The following is a 15,080-nucleotide window of genomic DNA, read 5'->3' on the forward strand; positions in this document are numbered from 1 at the left end:
ATCCGGTCTGGCGCCCTGCTGCTTACAACGCGTCGATATCGCCGAGCGCGCGGATCAACCGCCGTGCGCGCTTGTCCGGCTTGTGCTCCGGCGGCTGGAAACCATCGCGCGCCGCGATGCGCAACGCGCGCTGTTCGGCACGGCGCGCCTTCGAGGCCTCACTCTCGGCATACAACTGCTGCGCCGTCGGCGCCGGCCCGCGCTGGTCGCTCAGGCCCAGCACCTGGATCTCGAAATGCTCTTCGCCGCGGTCGACCTGCAGCTGCTCACCGACGCGCACTGCGCGTGAGGATTTCGGGCGCTGCCCGGCGACGCTGACCTTGCCGGTCTCGATGGCCTGCTTGGCCAGGCTGCGGGTCTTGAAGAAACGGGCCGCCCACAGCCAGATGTCCAGGCGGACACTGGGCGACAGCGGGGAAAGCTCGGTCATCGGCAGGGACTACTCCGTTCGCTTGTTCAGGGGACGCGGGTTGTCGGGGTCGGTGCGGCAGCCACTGCCCCCGATCAAGGTGGGAACGCCGGCGGAAAGATCCTGGCGCTGGCTGCCGACCAGGCACTCGGGGCGGTCGGTTGGCCGCACCTGGGTATCGCCCAGCCGGTCACCTGTCGAACATGCGGCCAGCGCGGCGCCGATCAAGGCCAGCGCCAGCCTTCGCTTCACCTGCAGTCGTTGACGCATTGCCACATCCCGCAAACCGGCTTGGTGCTAGTGTGCGCCTCCCGGGATTCGATCACCACTCCATGGCCAAAGCGCCGCTTGACCTGACCTCCGGCCCGATCGGCCGCAATCTCCTGTTGTTTTCCCTGCCGATCCTGGCCGGCAACATCGCGCAGTCGCTGAACGGTTCGGTGAATGCGGTCTGGGTCGGGCGCTTCCTCGGCGAGGCGGCACTGACCGCCACCGCGAACGCCAACAACATCATGTTCTTCCTGATCGGCTCGGTGTTCGGCTTCGGCCTGGCCTCGACCATCCTGATCGGCCAGGCGATCGGCGCGCGCGACATCGCGCAGGCGCGGCGCGTGGTCGGCACCAGCGCTACCTTCTTCATCGGCCTGTCGGTGATCATCGCCATCGCCGGCTGGTTCATGGCCCATCCGCTGCTGGCGGCGATGGGCACGCCGGCCGCCTCGCTGCCATTGGCCGAGGCCTACCTGCAGATCATCTTCCTGGCGATGCCGACGCTGTATGCGTTCGCCTTCCTCACCGCCGCGCTGCGCGGTGCCGGTGACTCGCGCACGCCGTTCCGTTTCCTGATGGTGTCGGTGGCACTGGACATCGTGCTGAACCCGGTTCTGATCTTCGGCATGGGGCCGTTCCCCGCGCTGGGCATCGCCGGCTCGGCCTGGGCCACGCTCGTCGCGCAGACGCTGTCGCTGGCCGGCCTGCTGCTGTACATGCGGCACAAGCGCCACACGTTGTGGCTGGGCCGCGCCGACATGCGCCTGTTCAAGCTCGACCTGACCATCCTGAAAGCGCTGGTGCTCAAGGGCGTGCCGATGGGCCTGCAGATGGTGCTGATCTCGCTGTCGGTGATCCTGCTGATGACCATGGTCAACCAGTACGGCACCGACACCGCCGCCGGTTACGGCGCTTCCCTGCAGCTGTGGAACTACCTGCAGATGCCGGCGATGGCGATCGGCGCGGCGTGCTCTTCGATGGCGGCGCAGAACGTCGGTGCACAGCGCTGGGACCGCGTACGCGGCACCGCACGCCAGGGCGTGCTGTTCAATTTCCTGCTGACCGGCGCGCTGATCCTGCCGCTGGTCCTGTTCGATCGCCAGCTGCTGGCCCTGTTCCTGCCGCCGGCCAGCCAGGCGCTGGACATTGCCCGTCACCTCAACCACGTGGTGATCGGCTCGTTCCTGTTCTTCGGCGTCAGCTTCGTGATCTCCGGCGTGGTGCGCTCCACCGGCGCGGTGATCCCGCCGCTGCTGATCCTGGCCGGTTCGCTGTGGGGCGTGCGCGTGCCGTTCGCCGAGCTGCTGCAGCCGTATTGGGGCGCCGATGCGATCTGGTGGAGTTTCCCGGTCAGCTCGCTGGCGTCGATGCTGCTGTCGTTGGCGTACTACCGCTGGGGCGGCTGGCGCAAGGCGAAGATGATGGGCAAGCCCTCGCACGCCGAGGAACTGGCCACGCCGTCGGAAATTCCGGCCTGCCCGCCGTCGCCGGTGGCCGACCCGGATGCCGCACCGATGCGGTAGTGCCGGCCGCTGGCCGGCAACCTCAAGCCTCTCCAGCAGCATCGCGGCACAGCCGGCCAGCAGCCGGCTCTACCGCTTCTTCTTCGCCGCGTTGAACATGGCCGCCGCGCGCATCAGCGCCTTGAACGCGGCGGCATCCGGCATCGCGCCTTCATGGATATTGATCGCGCGCCGCGTGTTGCCCTCCAGGCTGGCGTTGAACAGGCCTTTGGGGTCGGCCAGCGCCGCGCCATTGGCAAACGTCAGCTTCACCGCCTGCTTGTAGGTCTCGCCGGTGCACAGGATGCCGTTGTGCTCCCACACCGGTGTACCCCGCCATTTCCAGGTTTCCTGCACGTCGGGCAGCGCCTCATGGATCAACGCACGCACGCGTGCCAGCGCTTCGCCACGCCAGTCGCCCAGTTCGGCGATGCGCGCATCGATCAGTTCGGCGGCCGGGGTTCCGGCATCGGCCGGGTTGGGTGCATGCGTGGCCATCAGCGGCTCTCGTCGGCAAGGAGATCAGAACGGTGGGCTTACATGTGTTCGCCGGGCAATGCCGCGGCCTGGCGCACCCAGTCAAGAAACCGGGCTTCATCCAGTACGCCATCCTGTGCAATGTGCAGGTAGCGCGTATCGGCACTCCTGGACGGCTCCGGCGGCACCGGTTTCAGCGCAGCGCCGCGGAAGAACGCCACCTTGATATAGCGGGTGAAGCAATGGAAGCTGAGAAACCAGCCTTCGCCCGCGGCCACCGCATACATCGGCGAGTTCCACTTCACCGCCTTGTGCACCCCGGGTACGGCCTGTTCGACCAGCGCATCCAGCCGTGCGCCGATCGGCCGCTTCCAGTCCGGCATCGCCGCGATATAGGCCTGTACCGTGGCATCGCCCTCGCCCTTGGCGATCTGCGGATTACCGCCTGACAACAGCTTGGGCGCAGCGGAAGGTGCGGTTCGCTTGGCAGGCATCGCACGGCACGTCCATCGGGATGATGCCGGCAGCCTACCGCGGCCTGTGCCGGGCGGTCACGGCGCAGTGCGCCATCGGCTCAGTCCGCCTGCCCCGCGCGGAACTGGCGCCACTCCGGCAATTTGCGGTGACGGCGCAGCGAGCGCATCAAGCCGGCCATCACCACGCCGAACAGCGCACCAGCCAACAGCCCGGCCGCCAGCAGCAAGGCCAGCGGACGCTCGCGGCCCTGCCACAGCATCAGCCACATCAGCGCGGTCCAGAACAGCCCGAACAACAGGCCCTGCACCAGCGCATTGGTACCGAAGCCGGCCAGGATCGGCGGTGGCAGTGCGATGCCCATGCGCCACAGCAGGCGATGCAGCAACGGCGCCGACTGCACACGCGCCAGTCCCTTGCCGTCGAGGAAGCGCAACGCCGACTGGATCACGGCGGGATAGCGCGGGTTGATGTCGTTCATCACCTGAGCATGGCCGATGCGATGCCGGAAACGCAAACGGCCACCCGAAGGTGGCCGTCGCGGCAACAACCGAAGTTGTTTATCAGGCCTTTTCGGCCAGACGGGCAGCCTTGGCGGCAGCAGCGGCAGCCAGGTCTTCCTTGATGCGGGCAGCCTTGCCTTCCAGGCCACGCAGGTAGTACAGCTTGCCGGCGCGGACCTTACCACGACGCTTCACTTCGACCGAGTCGATGATGGCGCTGTGGGTCTGGAACACGCGCTCGACGCCGTAGCCGTGCGAGATCTTGCGCACGGTGAACGAGGAGTTCAGGCCGGCGTTCTTGGTGGCGATGACGACGCCTTCGTAGGCCTGCACGCGCTCGCGGCTGCCTTCCTTCACCTTCACGTTGACGACAACGGTGTCGCCCTGGCTGAACTTCGGCAGTTCACGGGTGATCTGGGCGGATTCGAATTCCGCGACGATGGACTTGTTCAGCTTGCTCATGGGTTACACCGATTCTTGTTCGGGTGGGCGTGTCATGTAGACAACGTGGGCTCATGCAGTCACCGGACTGTGCTGCACGTTTGTTGTGGGTACTGCGCGCGCCGGCCTGGGCTGGCGGTAATTGGCCATGATAGCCGATAAAGCCGGCCCTGCGCTAGGGGGCGGCCTTCTGTTTCTGGGCTTGACGGCCCTGTTCCAGCAGCGTGCGGTCGGCCTTGCCCAGCGTCTGTTCATCCAGCAGGTCCGGGCGCCGCTGGGCGGTACGGACCAGCGACTGCTGGCGGCGCCACGCGGCGATGGCCGCATGGTTGCCTGAGCGCAGCACGTCCGGCACGTCGCCCAGAGGGTGCTGGGCCGGCTGGCTGTAGTGCGGACAGTCGAGCAGGCCCAGATCACCTTCGAAACTGTCCTGGGCCGCTGATTCAGCGTCATTCAGGGCCCCGTCCTGCAGGCGGGCCACGGCGTCGATGATGACCGCCGCACCCAGCTCGCCACCCGACAGCACATAGTCGCCGAGGGAGATTTCCTCGTCGACATTGGCTTCCAGGAAACGCTCGTCGATGCCCTCGTAGCGGCCACAGAGCAGGACCATGCGCGGCAGTGCCGCCAGTTCCCGTACCTTGGCCTGGGTCAACGGCGCCCCCTGCGGGCTGAGGTAGATCACCCGCGCCGGGGTCGGATCAGCATCGCGGATCGCCTGCAGGCAGGCCTGCAACGGTTCGATCAGCATCACCATGCCCGGGCCGCCACCGAACGGACGGTCGTCCACCCGGCGGTAGTTGCCTTCGGCGTAATCACGGGGATTCCAGCCATGCAGGCTGAACAATCCCTTCTCCTGCGCGCGCCCGACCACGCCCAGTCCAGCGGACTGGGCGAGGAACTCGGGGAACAGGGTGATGACGTCGAAACGCATGCTCACACTCAGAACTCGGGATCCCAGTCGACCACGACCAGGTTGGCCTCGAAATCGACCGACTTGACGAAGTCCGGCTGCACGAACGGGATCATCCGCTCGCGGTCACCCCGGACCACCACCACGTCATTGGCGCCTGTACTGAACAGGTGCGAGACCTGGCCCAGGGCAACGCCCTCGGTGGTCTTCACGTCCAGGCCTTCCAGGTCCACCCAGTAATACTCATCGGGCTTCGGCGGTGGCAGGGCACTGCGGGCCACATAGATCTCGGTGCCGCGCATCGCTTCAACGGTATCGCGGTCCTCGACGCCGGGGAACCGGGCGACCAGGTGCTTGCCACTGTCGCGGCCACGCACACCTTCAATCGTGGTTTCCACGCCGGACGGGCTGCGCACGATCCACGGCTGGTAACGGAAAATGGCGGAACGTGGCTCGGTCCAGGACTCGAGCTTGATCTCGCCGCGCACACCAAAAGCGCCGACAACCCTGCCCAGCAGGATGCGGCGCTCGATATCTTTCATCTGCTTCAACCAAGAGGGCCACGCCGAAGCGTGGCCCGTCAGGATCAGGCCGCAGCGGCCTGGGACTTGGTCGCTTCCTTGATCAGGTTGCGGACCTTGTCGGTCGGCTGGGCGCCGTTCTTGACCCAATGGTCAACGCGGGCCAGGTCCAGCTCGATGCGCTTCTCGCCGCCCTGGGCGACCGGGTTGTAGAAACCAACGCGCTCGATGTTGCGGCCGTCGCGCGCACTGCGCACGTCGGTGACGATGATGTGGTAGAACGGACGCTTCTTGGCGCCGCCGCGGGTCAGTCGAATCTTGACCATGGTGTTTTTCCTATTGCCCAGTCGCCAGGATGGCGAGGTAAGCGGGCGATTATAGCGGTAGAGTCCGGCCGAGCCAACCCCGGGCGTTCGCTTGGGGTCAGATCCCTTTTGCGCCGCAAAAGGGATCTGACCCCAGCCCCTGCCAAGCCACCGCCGCCAGCACCGCCCTGCCCTGTTCAGCCAGCGCCTGCGAGCTTGGCAGGAGATGCCCGTCGATGGCCTCCAGCGCCCACAGGCCGCTGGCGTTGCAGGCAAAAGCGGCCTTCACACTGCCCAGTTCAGCCAGCGCCAACGGCCGCGCCAACTGCGTATCGGGCCAATGCCGCTTCAGCAGCGCTTCGGCCGTACCGCGCAGGGCCGGCGCCTGCGGCCAGAGCAGCCGTTCACCATCGTGCACGGCCAGGTTCCAGGTGCTGCCTTCACTCACGTCGCCATCAGCGGTCACGAACAGCACATCGTCGAATCCTTCGGCCATCGCCGCGCGGCGCTCGGCGAACAGGCCAAACGTGCCCACGTGCTTGATCTGCGGCATTTCGCGCTGCCAGACCACGCTGCGCACGCGCTTGGGCGCGATCAGGGCCACCGGCGCTGATACTGCCACCAGCACGTCCACCGGCACCGCCGCCAGCGGGTTGCGGAAATCGAACCGGCGCGAGTACACCGTCACCCGCAGCGAGGCATCGGCCAGGCCGGCCTGCTGCAGGGCCTGTGCCATCCAGGTCTGTACCTGCACCGTATCCAGCTCGCTGCCGAACAGTGCACGCGTGGCCTGTGACAGCCGCGCCAGATGCAGGTCCAGTCCCTGCACCGCGTGGTCGCGCACCTGCAGCGAGGTGAAATGGCCGTAGTTGACCAGCGCCGGCAGCAGATCCTCGACCTGTGCCGGCAGGCCGTTGCAGGTCACCGTCATCGCAGCAGCGCCTGCGCCTGGCCCCACATGCCGCGCAGCACGTCGGCGGCCGGCTGTGCCGGCGCCATCCACGCCGACTGCCCGGCCCAGGCCTGCATCGCCGCCAGGCGGTTTTCCTGCGCGGCCTGCTTGCGCATCGGCGCGGTCAGCCCGCGCTGCACCGGGTACGGGCGTGGCGGCGGGGCGCCTTCTGCGGCAGCGGCGCGCACATAGGCGGTCGCCAGGCCGCGGCCCAGGCGGCCGCTGAAGGCGCGGGTCGGCCAGGTGTCTTCCGGTTCGCTGGCGGCCAGCCCATCGGCCCATGCCGAGGCGATCGCTGCTTCGGGCGTGCGCAGGAACGCGGTGCCGATCTGCACCGCGCTGGCCCCCAACGTGAGCGCGGCGGCGATACCGCGGCCATCGGCGATACCGCCGGCGGCAATCACCGGGATCTGCAGGTGATCGGCCAGGCGCGGCAGCAGCGCGAACAGGCCGACCAGCTGGCGCTCGGCCATCGCCGGATCGAACGCACCGCGATGGCCGCCCGCTTCCATGCCCTGCGCCACCACCGCATCGGCACCGGCGTCCTGTGCTGCACGCGCTTCGGACAAGGTGGTCGCGCAGGCGATCCAGGCAATGCCGGCATCCTTCAACTGCTGCACGTGGCGCGGCAGCAACACACCCATGATGGTCGAGGCCACCGCCGGGCGTGCGGCCAGCAGTGCGGCGAACTGTTCTTCGAAGTCGGCGGGCGTGGCATCGGCGGCGCTGGCCGGCACGTCCGGGCCCCACTGCGCCAGGAAGGCGCGGCTGGCAGCCTCGGCGGCAACGTCACGGGTCGGCACCGGATCCGGCACCCACAGGTTCACCTGCGCCGGGCCGGTCGAAGCGGCGCGGAAATCGTCCATCCAGCGACCGATATCGGCCGAAGAGGACAACACCGCGCCCATCGCGCCCATGCTGCCGGCATTGGCCAGCGCAGCCGACAGCGGCACCGGGCAGGCACCGGCCATCGGTGCCAGCAGGATCGGAAGCTGCAATGAAAAACGCCGACAGAAGGTGTCGGCGCGTTCAAGAATCGGCGATGCATTCACGCGACATACCTGTTGGAGAAGTCGCCATCCAGCATACGCCAGTCATTGTGACCGGGGCCGCGTCGCAATGCGCGCCGGCCCCGTCGCTGCATCAACGGAACGGCATGCCGCGGCCGCCCATGGCGCCCATCATGCCCTTCATGCTGCGCAGCATGCCCTTCATGCCGCCGCCGGCCATCTTGCTCATCATCTTTTCCATCTGCATGTACTGCTTCATCAGCTTGTTGACGTCAGCCGGCGTCACGCCCGAGCCCTTGGCGATGCGCGCGCGGCGCGAGCCGTTCAGCAGGTTCGGGTTGCGCCGTTCCTTCTTGGTCATCGAGCTGATGATGGCGATCATGCGCGGCACTTCCTTGCCCTGGCTGACCTGCTGCTTCAGATGGTCGGGGATGTTGCCCAGGCCCGGCAGCTTGTCCATCAGGCCGCCGATGCCGCCCATGTTCTGCATCTGCTCGAGCTGGTCACGCATGTCGTTCAGGTCGAACTTCTTGCCCTTGGCGACCTTCTCGGCCAGCTTGGCCGCCTTGTCCTTGTCGACCTGCTGCTCGACCTGCTCGACCAGCGACAGCACGTCGCCCATGTCGAGGATGCGGCTGGCGATACGGTCCGGGTGGAACACGTCCAGGCCTTCCGGCTTTTCGCTGACGCCGACGAACTTGATCGGCTTGCCGGTGATGTAGCGCACGCTCAGTGCGGCACCGCCACGGGCGTCACCGTCGGTCTTGGTCAGCACCACGCCGGTCAGCGGCAGGGCATCGCCGAAGGCCTTGGCGGTGTTGGCCGCGTCCTGGCCGGTCATGGCGTCGACCACGAACAGGGTTTCGGCCGGGTTCACCGCAGCGTGCAGGGCCTTGATCTCGGCCATCATCGCTTCGTCGATGGCCAGGCGGCCGGCGGTATCGACCAGCAGCACGTCGACGAACGACTTGCGCGCGTCGTCGATGGCGGCACGGACGATGGCTTCCGGCTTCTGGTCGGCACTGGACGGGAAGAACAGCACGCCGACCTGCTCGGCCAGGGTCTTCAGCTGTTCGATCGCGGCCGGACGGTAGACGTCGGCCGAGACCACCATCACCTTCTTCTTGCGCTTTTCCTTCAGGTGCTTGGCCAGCTTGCCCACCGTGGTGGTCTTGCCGGCGCCCTGCAGGCCCGCCATCAGGATGATGGCCGGCGCGGGCACATTGAGGTTCAGGTCGCTGGCTTCGGCGCCCATCACCGCGGTCAGCTCGTCGCGCACGACCTTGATCAGCGCCTGGCCCGGGGTCAGCGACTTCAGCACTTCCTGGCCGACCGCTCGTACCTTGATGCGCTCGATCAGGGCCTGCACCACCGGCAGCGCAACGTCGGCTTCGAGCAGCGCGATGCGCACTTCGCGGGTCGCCTCGCGGATGTTCTCCTCGGTCAGGCGGCCACGGCCACGCAGGCGCTCGATGGTGCCGGAAAGGCGCTGGGTCAGGGACTCGAACATGCGGCGCAACCTGTCTGAAAGCGGGGGACAATAAGGCAGACAGTATAACGGGTCCGGCTGTCTCCCCGGACTGCGGCCACGGGGCCGTCGCCACCACCGCAGGGGTGTGCGAAACTGCAACGATGACAATCGTTCTCATCGCCGTCCTGCTCTACCTGGCTGCCAGTGCCCTGCTGGTGCGCGCGCTCGGCCGCGATGAAACCACCGGCTCGCCCACCTGGCTGTGGCCGGCCCTGCCGGCGATGCTGCTGCATGGCAGCTACCACGTGATGGTGGCGATGCGCACCAACGGCGGGCCGGACATGCACTTCTTCGCCGCGCTGTCGCTGGTCGGCCTGGGCATGGCCTGGCTGACCTCGCTGGTCGGCGCGCGCGGACGCATGTCGGCACTGGGCGTGGTGGTGTTCCCGCTGGCCGCGGCAGCGCTGCTGGCCTACCACAGCTACGGCCACGAACCGAGCAAGGTGCTGGGCTGGCGCCTGGCCAGCCACGCCTGGCTGGCCCTGTTGGCCTACGCCACGCTGAGCATCGCCGCGCTGCTGGCGATCATGCTGTGGCTGCAGGAACGTGCGCTGCGCCGCCGCGAGTTCCGCCCGTGGCTGCGGGCGCTGCCGCCGCTGGCCGACCTGGAATCACTGCTGTTCCGGGTGATCACCGTCGGCTTCGCGCTGCTGACCCTGACCCTGGTCACCGGTGTGCTGTTCGTCGATGACCTGCTGGCACAGAAGCTGGTGCACAAGACTGTGCTGAGCGTGCTGTCGTGGGTCGTGTTCGGCGTGCTGCTGGTCGGCCGCCGCCGCTACGGCTGGCGCGGCATGAAGGCGGTGCACTGGACGCTGGCGGCAATGCTGTTGCTGCTGCTGGCGTTCTTCGGCAGCCAGTTCGTGATCGAACTGGTGTTCGGGCATACGCGATAGAAGCGTGCCGACCAACGGTCAGCACCCACCCAACATCACCTGGTAGTGCCGGCCGCTGGCCGGCAACTGGACCGCACCCTGCGTGGATGCTGCCGCCGGTCATGGCACCGGCTGCGCCAGGATCTTCCGCACCGAACGGCCGCTGTTGGTGAGGATGTCATCGACCTGCCAGCAGCCCTGCGCCTGGCGCACCATGGGCAGGCGGGTCACGTAGGCCTTCTTCCACACCGAATAGCGCATCTCGACCTGGCCGGAATTCGCCGAGGCCGCTTTCCAGCTGTAGCGCACCGGGGGTTCGATGTCGCCGTCCTGCGCATCCAGCCACGGATCGGAATCGATCGTGCAGATGCCCTCCTCGCGCTGCTGGCAGGCACGCTCATCACGCAGCGCCTTGCCGAAGGCCGCGCTGACCAGCGCGGCCGGCGGATCCAGCAGATCACCGTTGCCAGTCGTCGCCTCGTAGAAGGCGCGGGCCACAGCCGCAGGCTCCCGGCAGGCGGGAGCAGCCTGCACGGTGGGGGCCAGCAGCAGCCCGGTGATCACGAGCATCCCTGTCTTTCGCATGTATTTCTCCTTGAGGGAGTGCCGGCCGCTGGCCGGCACTACAGGATATCCCGGTGCTGCCGGCCAGCGGCCGGCACTACCCGATACCCGGCTTACAACCCGTAACGCTCGATCACGTGCAGGTGCGGCTGGCGATCCTGGTTGCAGGCTTCGGCCAGGCGCAGCCAGCAATGCGGATGCGGCCACGTCGCGGTGTGCTGCTGCAGGAAGCGGTGCAGTGCCAGCGGTGCGTGGTCCTGCGGCTGGGCCACGGTGAACAGCAGGCCGGGCAGCGTGCCGTCTTCCACATCGGGGTCGGTGACGGTGTAGTCCGGGCGGCTGTGCGACCACACCTTCCAACCCTGTGCTTCGGCCGCCTCGACGAAGACGTTCCAGGCCTCTTCGCCCGGGTGCGCGCCATCGATCATCCAGCTGCGGGCGAAACCTCCGCGTTCCAGCACATGCACCTGCGCATAGGTCGGGATGAAATGCTCGCGTGCTTCCTCCTCCTCGGGTGCCGGATGCACCAGCGCGGCATCGAACACCACCCAGTCGCCCACCTGCTGGGCGCGGTTGGACGGCGCGTTCTCGACGATGCGCGCGGTCACCGGTCCGCTGCGACGGGCGTAGTACTCCATCGGCTCACCGTTCTCTTCGCTGCGGATGATCACCCAGCCCCACGGCTCTTCGACCACGCCTTCCTGGCTGGACAGCTCCATGCCGATCGCCTTCGCCGAGCGACGCACGGCGTCCCAATCCCGTGCCGCGCTGGCGGCACTCATGTGGTCCCAATGCGCGGCATTCGGATCTTCCAGCAATTCAACCAGCTGCGCATAGCAGGCCTGTGCTTCGCTGAAGCGGCCGGTTTCCATGTACATGCGCGCCAGCGTGCCGCGCGCGCCGTGCGAGCCCGGCGACAGCTCCAGTAGGGATCGGGCCGCCTGCTCCAGCGCCGGCCAGTCGGACACGCGGCGTGCACGCTGCACCTCGCACCAGTGCGCGAACACCGGCACGCTGCCACGGTAGAGATCGGCCAGCTGGCGCAGGCCATCGTCGTCGCCCTGCTCGGCCAGCCAGCGCATCAGCGTGTAGGCCGCGGGACCATCGTGCTGCGCATGGCCGCGTACGAACCGCCACAGCAGCGCGCGCGCCTCGGGCTGTGCGCCGCAGGCATTGAGTGCGCTGGCCGCCATCTCGGCCAGCGCCTCGTCATCGGGCAACTCGGCATGCGCCTGCAGCAACCACTGCGCTTCGCGCTCGGGATCGCGCGACTGGCTCTGTTCGCCCTGCGCGTCCAGCCATGCCAGCAGCTCGCCCGCCGGCACCGGCAGCGGTGCGACATCCGGCAACGCGTCGATGCGCGCGGCCAGGCCGGCCACCAGCGCCGCAGCACCACGATCCTGGCGCAGCTGCGCCAGATGCGTGCGGGCCAGTTCCAGCTGCCGCAGTGCCACCCAGCGCGCACCACGCTGCAGCGCCAGCTCCAGGCTCAGCGCTGCCACTTCGATCAGCAGGCGATGCGATCCGACCCGGGCAAAGTGCTCGATGATCGTGTTGAAGCGCGTGCCCAGATCCCAGGTGTTGCGCGCAGGATCCCGCTGGCAGAGCGCGGCGGCGGTGTTGGCCCACAGGCGCCAGTAGTTCGGAGTCAGCTCGCTCCACGGCACCAGCTGCTGCAGCGCCTCTTCGTCGCGGCCCAGCTGGGCCAGCGCCCAGGCCTTGGACAGGCGGCGCGGCACCGTGCAGTTGGCCGGCTCGTATTCTCCGGACGCCGCAACTTCGGCCTCCCGCTTTTCGATCAGTACCAGTGCCTCATCGGCACGGCCCATTCCCAGCAGGATCTTGATCTGCATCTCCGGGAAGCTGTCGAACACTTCCTTGCCACAGGCCTCCACGGCATCGGCCTGCGCCTGCAGGTAATCCAGCGCCGCCTGGCCACGACCATCATCGAGCAGCGCATCGGCCTTCTCGCAGCTCAGGCACTGGAAACACGCCCAGCTCGGGTCGATGCGACCCAGTGTTTCATCGCAGACCTCGATGCGCTCGGGCACCCAGCCCGGGCCATCGATGTTGCCATAGCAGGCAGCCAGATCCTGGGTCACGCAGATCGACTGCGGGCATTCCAGCGTGTCCTCACGGTGCGCACGTTCGAACAGCGCCACCGCTTCGCCCAGCGCGCTCTCGCCTTCGACGCGGTTGCCGACGCGGTTGCGCAGCGCCCAGTGGCCGACATAGACGTCGACCCACGGGTTGTCCAGCGCCTTGCCCAGCGCACGCGCTTCGGGCAGCAATGCATCGACGCGGTCGATCTGCAGTTCACTCACCTCGTCGGCGAGACGGTTCAGCAGGTGCGCGTTCTGCGCCTGGCCGGCCTGGCGCAGGTCACCCTGCAGTTTTTCGACCCAGTTCCAGATGTCCATGGGGTAAGTGCTCCTGTCTAGCGAAGGCTGGATGAGAAGGTACGGTGCTCAGCGCAGCATCTGCTGCAGGGCACCGGCGATATCGGTAAAGGCGCCGTTGAGATCCGGGCCGGGCGTAGCGTTCGCGCGTGCCAGCGGGCGGCCCTGCGCGGCGACGATGATCTTCAGTGAGCGCAGCAGACGGGCTGCGGCTTCGGCCTGTGGATGCCCCTCGCGCTGGGCGCGCAGCAGCGCCTGCACTGCCGGGTTGTCGAGATTGAGGTACAGCCGCGACGGCGCGCGCGACTCGATGCGTGCGGTGAACTGCCGGGCCAAGCGCAGCGCGGCCATCGACACGCGCTTGTCGTTCTCGTCGTCTTCCAGCCGCTGCTTCAGCTCGGCTTCGCGGTCGGGCACCACCACCACCGGCAGCGACTCGGGGCTGAAGCGTGCCGGCAGCAACTGTTCGCCGTCGCCCAGCTGCTCGCGCAGCCATGCCAGCTGCGCCTCGTCGAGGCTGTCATCGCTTCGGAACAGTGCACGGTTACCCTGCTCGGTCCCCAGTTCAACCAGGCGCAGGCCCTTGGCCTGGGCCCAGCGACGCAGGAACGGCACGACTGCATAGCGGTGGCCATGCGCGACCGGTACCCCCATCGCACGGAACAGCATCTCCTCGAAGCCACCGCCATTGTCGAGAATCACATGCACGGCACCACGCGCCGGCAGCGCACTCGCCGGCAGGTCGCCCTGCGAAGTCGGCACGCGCACGTGCTCCAGCAGCAGGTCGAACAGGCGGTCATCGCACAGCGCCGCGCCCAGCAAAGCCTCATTATGGCGCGTGAGAACGCGTCGCCAGGCTTCCGGCTGCTGCCGTGCGACGTCGGCCAGGCCATCAATCAGCGCCTCCAGCAGCGCGTGCTGCACGGCCCGGTACTGGTCATCGCGCTGCAGGTCTTCGCGGCTGGCGGTCGGCGTCAGACGCGAGGATTCGATCACTCCGCCGATGAAGCCCGCCCACGGCGGCAGCAGGTCGCGCGCATCGTCGTCCAGCAGCATGCCGCGCACGAACACCGAAAGATTGCGGTTGTCACTGGTGCCGTAGGTAGCGCCGTCCTGGACCCACAACAGGCCGGTGGCATCGCTGTCGCCATCCGCGCGCAGTGGCACGGTGACGATCGGCTCGAAATCATGCTCGAAGCGCGCAGCGAACTGCAGCGCCTGGCGACGCGCCTGCACCGGATGCACGGCGACGTCACCCTGGCTGCGCCACGGCGGCGGCTCGGGGTTGAGCGCCTCGGCCGCAGCACCGATGAAGATCGGCTCGGACAGCAGCGCGCAATAGCGGCCCAGCACCTCGTGCAGGCGCGCCTCGTTGGCCAGCGGCAGGAAATCCGGATGCAGCTCCAGTTCCACCTCGGTGCCAACCGCGCGCGCCGGCATTTCGCTGACGGTGTACTGCTCGGCATTGCTGGACACGTACAGATGACCCAGTTCCGGCGTCTGGTACGACGTGGTACGCACGCTGACCCTGCGCGCCAGCACGAAGGCCGACAGGAACCCGAGGCCGAACATGCCGATCAGGCCTTCATCGTCCTCCCCGCCCTGGCGCAGGCCCCGGGTGTAGCCGACGCCCACGGTAGCCAGGTAGTCATGGATTTCCTGGCGGGTCAGGCCGGCACCGGTATCGGTGATGCGCAGCACGCCGGCAGCGGCATCGACCTGCACCGAGATGCGCGACGGCACTTCGATGCCAGGCTGCTCGATGCGGCGACGGATGATCGAGTCATGCGCGTTCTGCACCAGCTCACGCAGCGCCACCACCGGGGTGGAATACAGGTGCTTGCCCAGCACCGTCATCAATCCATTGAGATCGACCCCTGCGCGACGGATTTCGGCGTTGGGGGCGGTGAGCGTGGTGTCCTGCATGTAATCGT

The 15,080-nt window shown here is 67.7% G+C and carries 17 protein-coding genes; 2 read left to right on the plus strand and 15 right to left on the minus strand.

Going from position 1 to position 15,080, the window contains the following annotated elements:
* Window positions 1–22: 22 nt before the first annotated feature.
* Both H4O10_RS03490 and H4O10_RS03495 read right to left on the minus strand, forming a co-directional pair.
* Window positions 23–430, minus strand: coding sequence for an RNA-binding S4 domain-containing protein (locus tag H4O10_RS03490; protein ID WP_005408603.1), 408 nt, complete (start codon window positions 428–430; stop codon window positions 23–25).
* A gap of 9 nt (window positions 431–439) precedes the next feature.
* Window positions 440–679 carry a hypothetical protein gene (locus H4O10_RS03495; protein WP_005408602.1) on the minus strand — a complete coding sequence of 80 codons (240 nt, stop codon included), beginning with the start codon at window positions 677–679 and terminating at the stop codon, window positions 440–442.
* 62 nt (window positions 680–741) lie between these two features.
* Between H4O10_RS03495 and H4O10_RS03500 the strand changes: the two genes are divergently transcribed.
* Window positions 742–2,202: an MATE family efflux transporter gene (locus H4O10_RS03500; protein WP_049454357.1), complete on the plus strand. Its 1,461-nt coding sequence runs from the start codon at window positions 742–744 to the stop codon at window positions 2,200–2,202.
* Window positions 2,203–2,271: 69 nt separating this feature from the next.
* On the opposite strand, the gene H4O10_RS03505 is transcribed toward H4O10_RS03500, so the two are convergent.
* The 10 genes from H4O10_RS03505 to ffh form a co-directional block, all read right to left on the minus strand.
* The gene (locus H4O10_RS03505) at window positions 2,272–2,679 is read right to left on the minus strand and encodes a DUF1801 domain-containing protein (RefSeq protein ID WP_033833379.1); all 408 of its coding nucleotides are present in this window, start codon (window positions 2,677–2,679) and stop codon (window positions 2,272–2,274) included.
* 38 nt (window positions 2,680–2,717) lie between these two features.
* Entirely contained in the window at window positions 2,718–3,152 is a 435-nt protein-coding gene (locus H4O10_RS03510) for a DUF1801 domain-containing protein (RefSeq protein ID WP_005412655.1), read from the minus strand.
* A gap of 80 nt (window positions 3,153–3,232) precedes the next feature.
* Window positions 3,233–3,613: a DUF6404 family protein gene (locus tag H4O10_RS03515; protein ID WP_049454361.1), complete on the minus strand. Its 381-nt coding sequence runs from the start codon at window positions 3,611–3,613 to the stop codon at window positions 3,233–3,235.
* An 82-nt stretch (window positions 3,614–3,695) separates the two neighbouring features.
* Window positions 3,696–4,097 (minus strand): 50S ribosomal protein L19, encoded by a 402-nt coding sequence (gene rplS, locus H4O10_RS03520; RefSeq protein ID WP_005408597.1) that lies wholly within the window; start codon window positions 4,095–4,097, stop codon window positions 3,696–3,698.
* Between the two features lie 154 nt (window positions 4,098–4,251).
* Window positions 4,252–5,010, minus strand: a complete 759-nt coding sequence (trmD, locus tag H4O10_RS03525; protein ID WP_049432339.1) for a tRNA (guanosine(37)-N1)-methyltransferase TrmD — start codon at window positions 5,008–5,010, stop codon at window positions 4,252–4,254.
* An 8-nt stretch (window positions 5,011–5,018) separates the two neighbouring features.
* The gene (gene rimM / locus H4O10_RS03530; protein WP_005408595.1) at window positions 5,019–5,531 is read right to left on the minus strand and encodes a ribosome maturation factor RimM; all 513 of its coding nucleotides are present in this window, start codon (window positions 5,529–5,531) and stop codon (window positions 5,019–5,021) included.
* A gap of 44 nt (window positions 5,532–5,575) precedes the next feature.
* On the minus strand, window positions 5,576–5,836 hold the full coding sequence (gene rpsP, locus H4O10_RS03535) for a 30S ribosomal protein S16 (RefSeq protein WP_005408594.1): 261 nt from the start codon (window positions 5,834–5,836) through the stop codon (window positions 5,576–5,578).
* Window positions 5,837–5,933: 97 nt separating this feature from the next.
* Window positions 5,934–6,746, minus strand: a complete 813-nt coding sequence (locus tag H4O10_RS03540; protein ID WP_033833377.1) for an aminotransferase class IV family protein — start codon at window positions 6,744–6,746, stop codon at window positions 5,934–5,936.
* The gene (locus tag H4O10_RS03545; RefSeq protein WP_033833376.1) at window positions 6,743–7,819 is read right to left on the minus strand and encodes a nitronate monooxygenase; all 1,077 of its coding nucleotides are present in this window, start codon (window positions 7,817–7,819) and stop codon (window positions 6,743–6,745) included. The genes H4O10_RS03540 and H4O10_RS03545 overlap by 4 nt, the downstream gene beginning before the upstream one ends.
* 91 nt (window positions 7,820–7,910) lie before the next feature.
* Window positions 7,911–9,287, minus strand: coding sequence for a signal recognition particle protein (ffh, locus tag H4O10_RS03550; protein ID WP_005408591.1), 1,377 nt, complete (start codon window positions 9,285–9,287; stop codon window positions 7,911–7,913).
* Between the two features lie 122 nt (window positions 9,288–9,409).
* On the opposite strand from ffh, the gene ccsA reads away from it, so the two are divergent.
* Window positions 9,410–10,204, plus strand: a complete 795-nt coding sequence (gene ccsA, locus H4O10_RS03555) for a cytochrome c biogenesis protein CcsA (protein ID WP_033833375.1) — start codon at window positions 9,410–9,412, stop codon at window positions 10,202–10,204.
* A 99-nt stretch (window positions 10,205–10,303) separates the two neighbouring features.
* Here ccsA and H4O10_RS03560 read toward each other — a convergent pair whose 3' ends face one another.
* From H4O10_RS03560 to H4O10_RS03570, 3 genes are all read right to left on the minus strand, one after another.
* A complete protein-coding gene (locus tag H4O10_RS03560; protein WP_049432328.1) occupies window positions 10,304–10,768 on the minus strand; it encodes a hypothetical protein in 465 nt (154 codons plus the stop codon).
* A gap of 92 nt (window positions 10,769–10,860) precedes the next feature.
* The gene (locus tag H4O10_RS03565; protein ID WP_049454369.1) at window positions 10,861–13,167 is read right to left on the minus strand and encodes a tetratricopeptide repeat protein; all 2,307 of its coding nucleotides are present in this window, start codon (window positions 13,165–13,167) and stop codon (window positions 10,861–10,863) included.
* A 48-nt stretch (window positions 13,168–13,215) separates the two neighbouring features.
* Entirely contained in the window at window positions 13,216–15,072 is a 1,857-nt protein-coding gene (locus H4O10_RS03570) for an ATP-binding protein (protein ID WP_049454371.1), read from the minus strand.
* Between the last annotated feature and the right edge of the window lie 8 nt (window positions 15,073–15,080).

This window comes from Stenotrophomonas sp. I18B00994, from assembly GCF_014145825.1.
GTDB lineage: Bacteria > Pseudomonadota > Gammaproteobacteria > Xanthomonadales > Xanthomonadaceae > Stenotrophomonas > Stenotrophomonas maltophilia.

Bases quoted from the DNA above. Each gene is read 5' to 3' on its own strand.
- H4O10_RS03515 (WP_049454361.1), bottom strand. From the start codon at position 3,613: ATGAACGACATCAACCCGCGCTATCCCGCCGTGATCCAGTCGGCGTTG.
- rimM (WP_005408595.1), bottom strand. From the start codon at position 5,531: ATGAAAGATATCGAGCGCCGCATCCTGCTGGGCAGGGTTGTCGGCGCT.
- trmD (WP_049432339.1), bottom strand. From the start codon at position 5,010: ATGCGTTTCGACGTCATCACCCTGTTCCCCGAGTTCCTCGCCCAGTCC.
- H4O10_RS03570 (WP_049454371.1), bottom strand. From the start codon at position 15,072: ATGCAGGACACCACGCTCACCGCCCCCAACGCCGAAATCCGTCGCGCA.
- ffh (WP_005408591.1), bottom strand. From the start codon at position 9,287: ATGTTCGAGTCCCTGACCCAGCGCCTTTCCGGCACCATCGAGCGCCTG.
- H4O10_RS03565 (WP_049454369.1), bottom strand. From the start codon at position 13,167: ATGGACATCTGGAACTGGGTCGAAAAACTGCAGGGTGACCTGCGCCAG.
- rplS (WP_005408597.1), bottom strand. From the start codon at position 4,097: ATGAGCAAGCTGAACAAGTCCATCGTCGCGGAATTCGAATCCGCCCAG.
- H4O10_RS03505 (WP_033833379.1), bottom strand. From the start codon at position 2,679: ATGGCCACGCATGCACCCAACCCGGCCGATGCCGGAACCCCGGCCGCC.
- H4O10_RS03510 (WP_005412655.1), bottom strand. From the start codon at position 3,152: ATGCCTGCCAAGCGAACCGCACCTTCCGCTGCGCCCAAGCTGTTGTCA.
- ccsA (WP_033833375.1), top strand. From the start codon at position 9,410: ATGACAATCGTTCTCATCGCCGTCCTGCTCTACCTGGCTGCCAGTGCC.
- H4O10_RS03560 (WP_049432328.1), bottom strand. From the start codon at position 10,768: ATGCGAAAGACAGGGATGCTCGTGATCACCGGGCTGCTGCTGGCCCCC.
- H4O10_RS03495 (WP_005408602.1), bottom strand. From the start codon at position 679: ATGCGTCAACGACTGCAGGTGAAGCGAAGGCTGGCGCTGGCCTTGATC.
- H4O10_RS03540 (WP_033833377.1), bottom strand. From the start codon at position 6,746: ATGACGGTGACCTGCAACGGCCTGCCGGCACAGGTCGAGGATCTGCTG.
- H4O10_RS03500 (WP_049454357.1), top strand. From the start codon at position 742: ATGGCCAAAGCGCCGCTTGACCTGACCTCCGGCCCGATCGGCCGCAAT.
- H4O10_RS03490 (WP_005408603.1), bottom strand. From the start codon at position 430: ATGACCGAGCTTTCCCCGCTGTCGCCCAGTGTCCGCCTGGACATCTGG.
- rpsP (WP_005408594.1), bottom strand. From the start codon at position 5,836: ATGGTCAAGATTCGACTGACCCGCGGCGGCGCCAAGAAGCGTCCGTTC.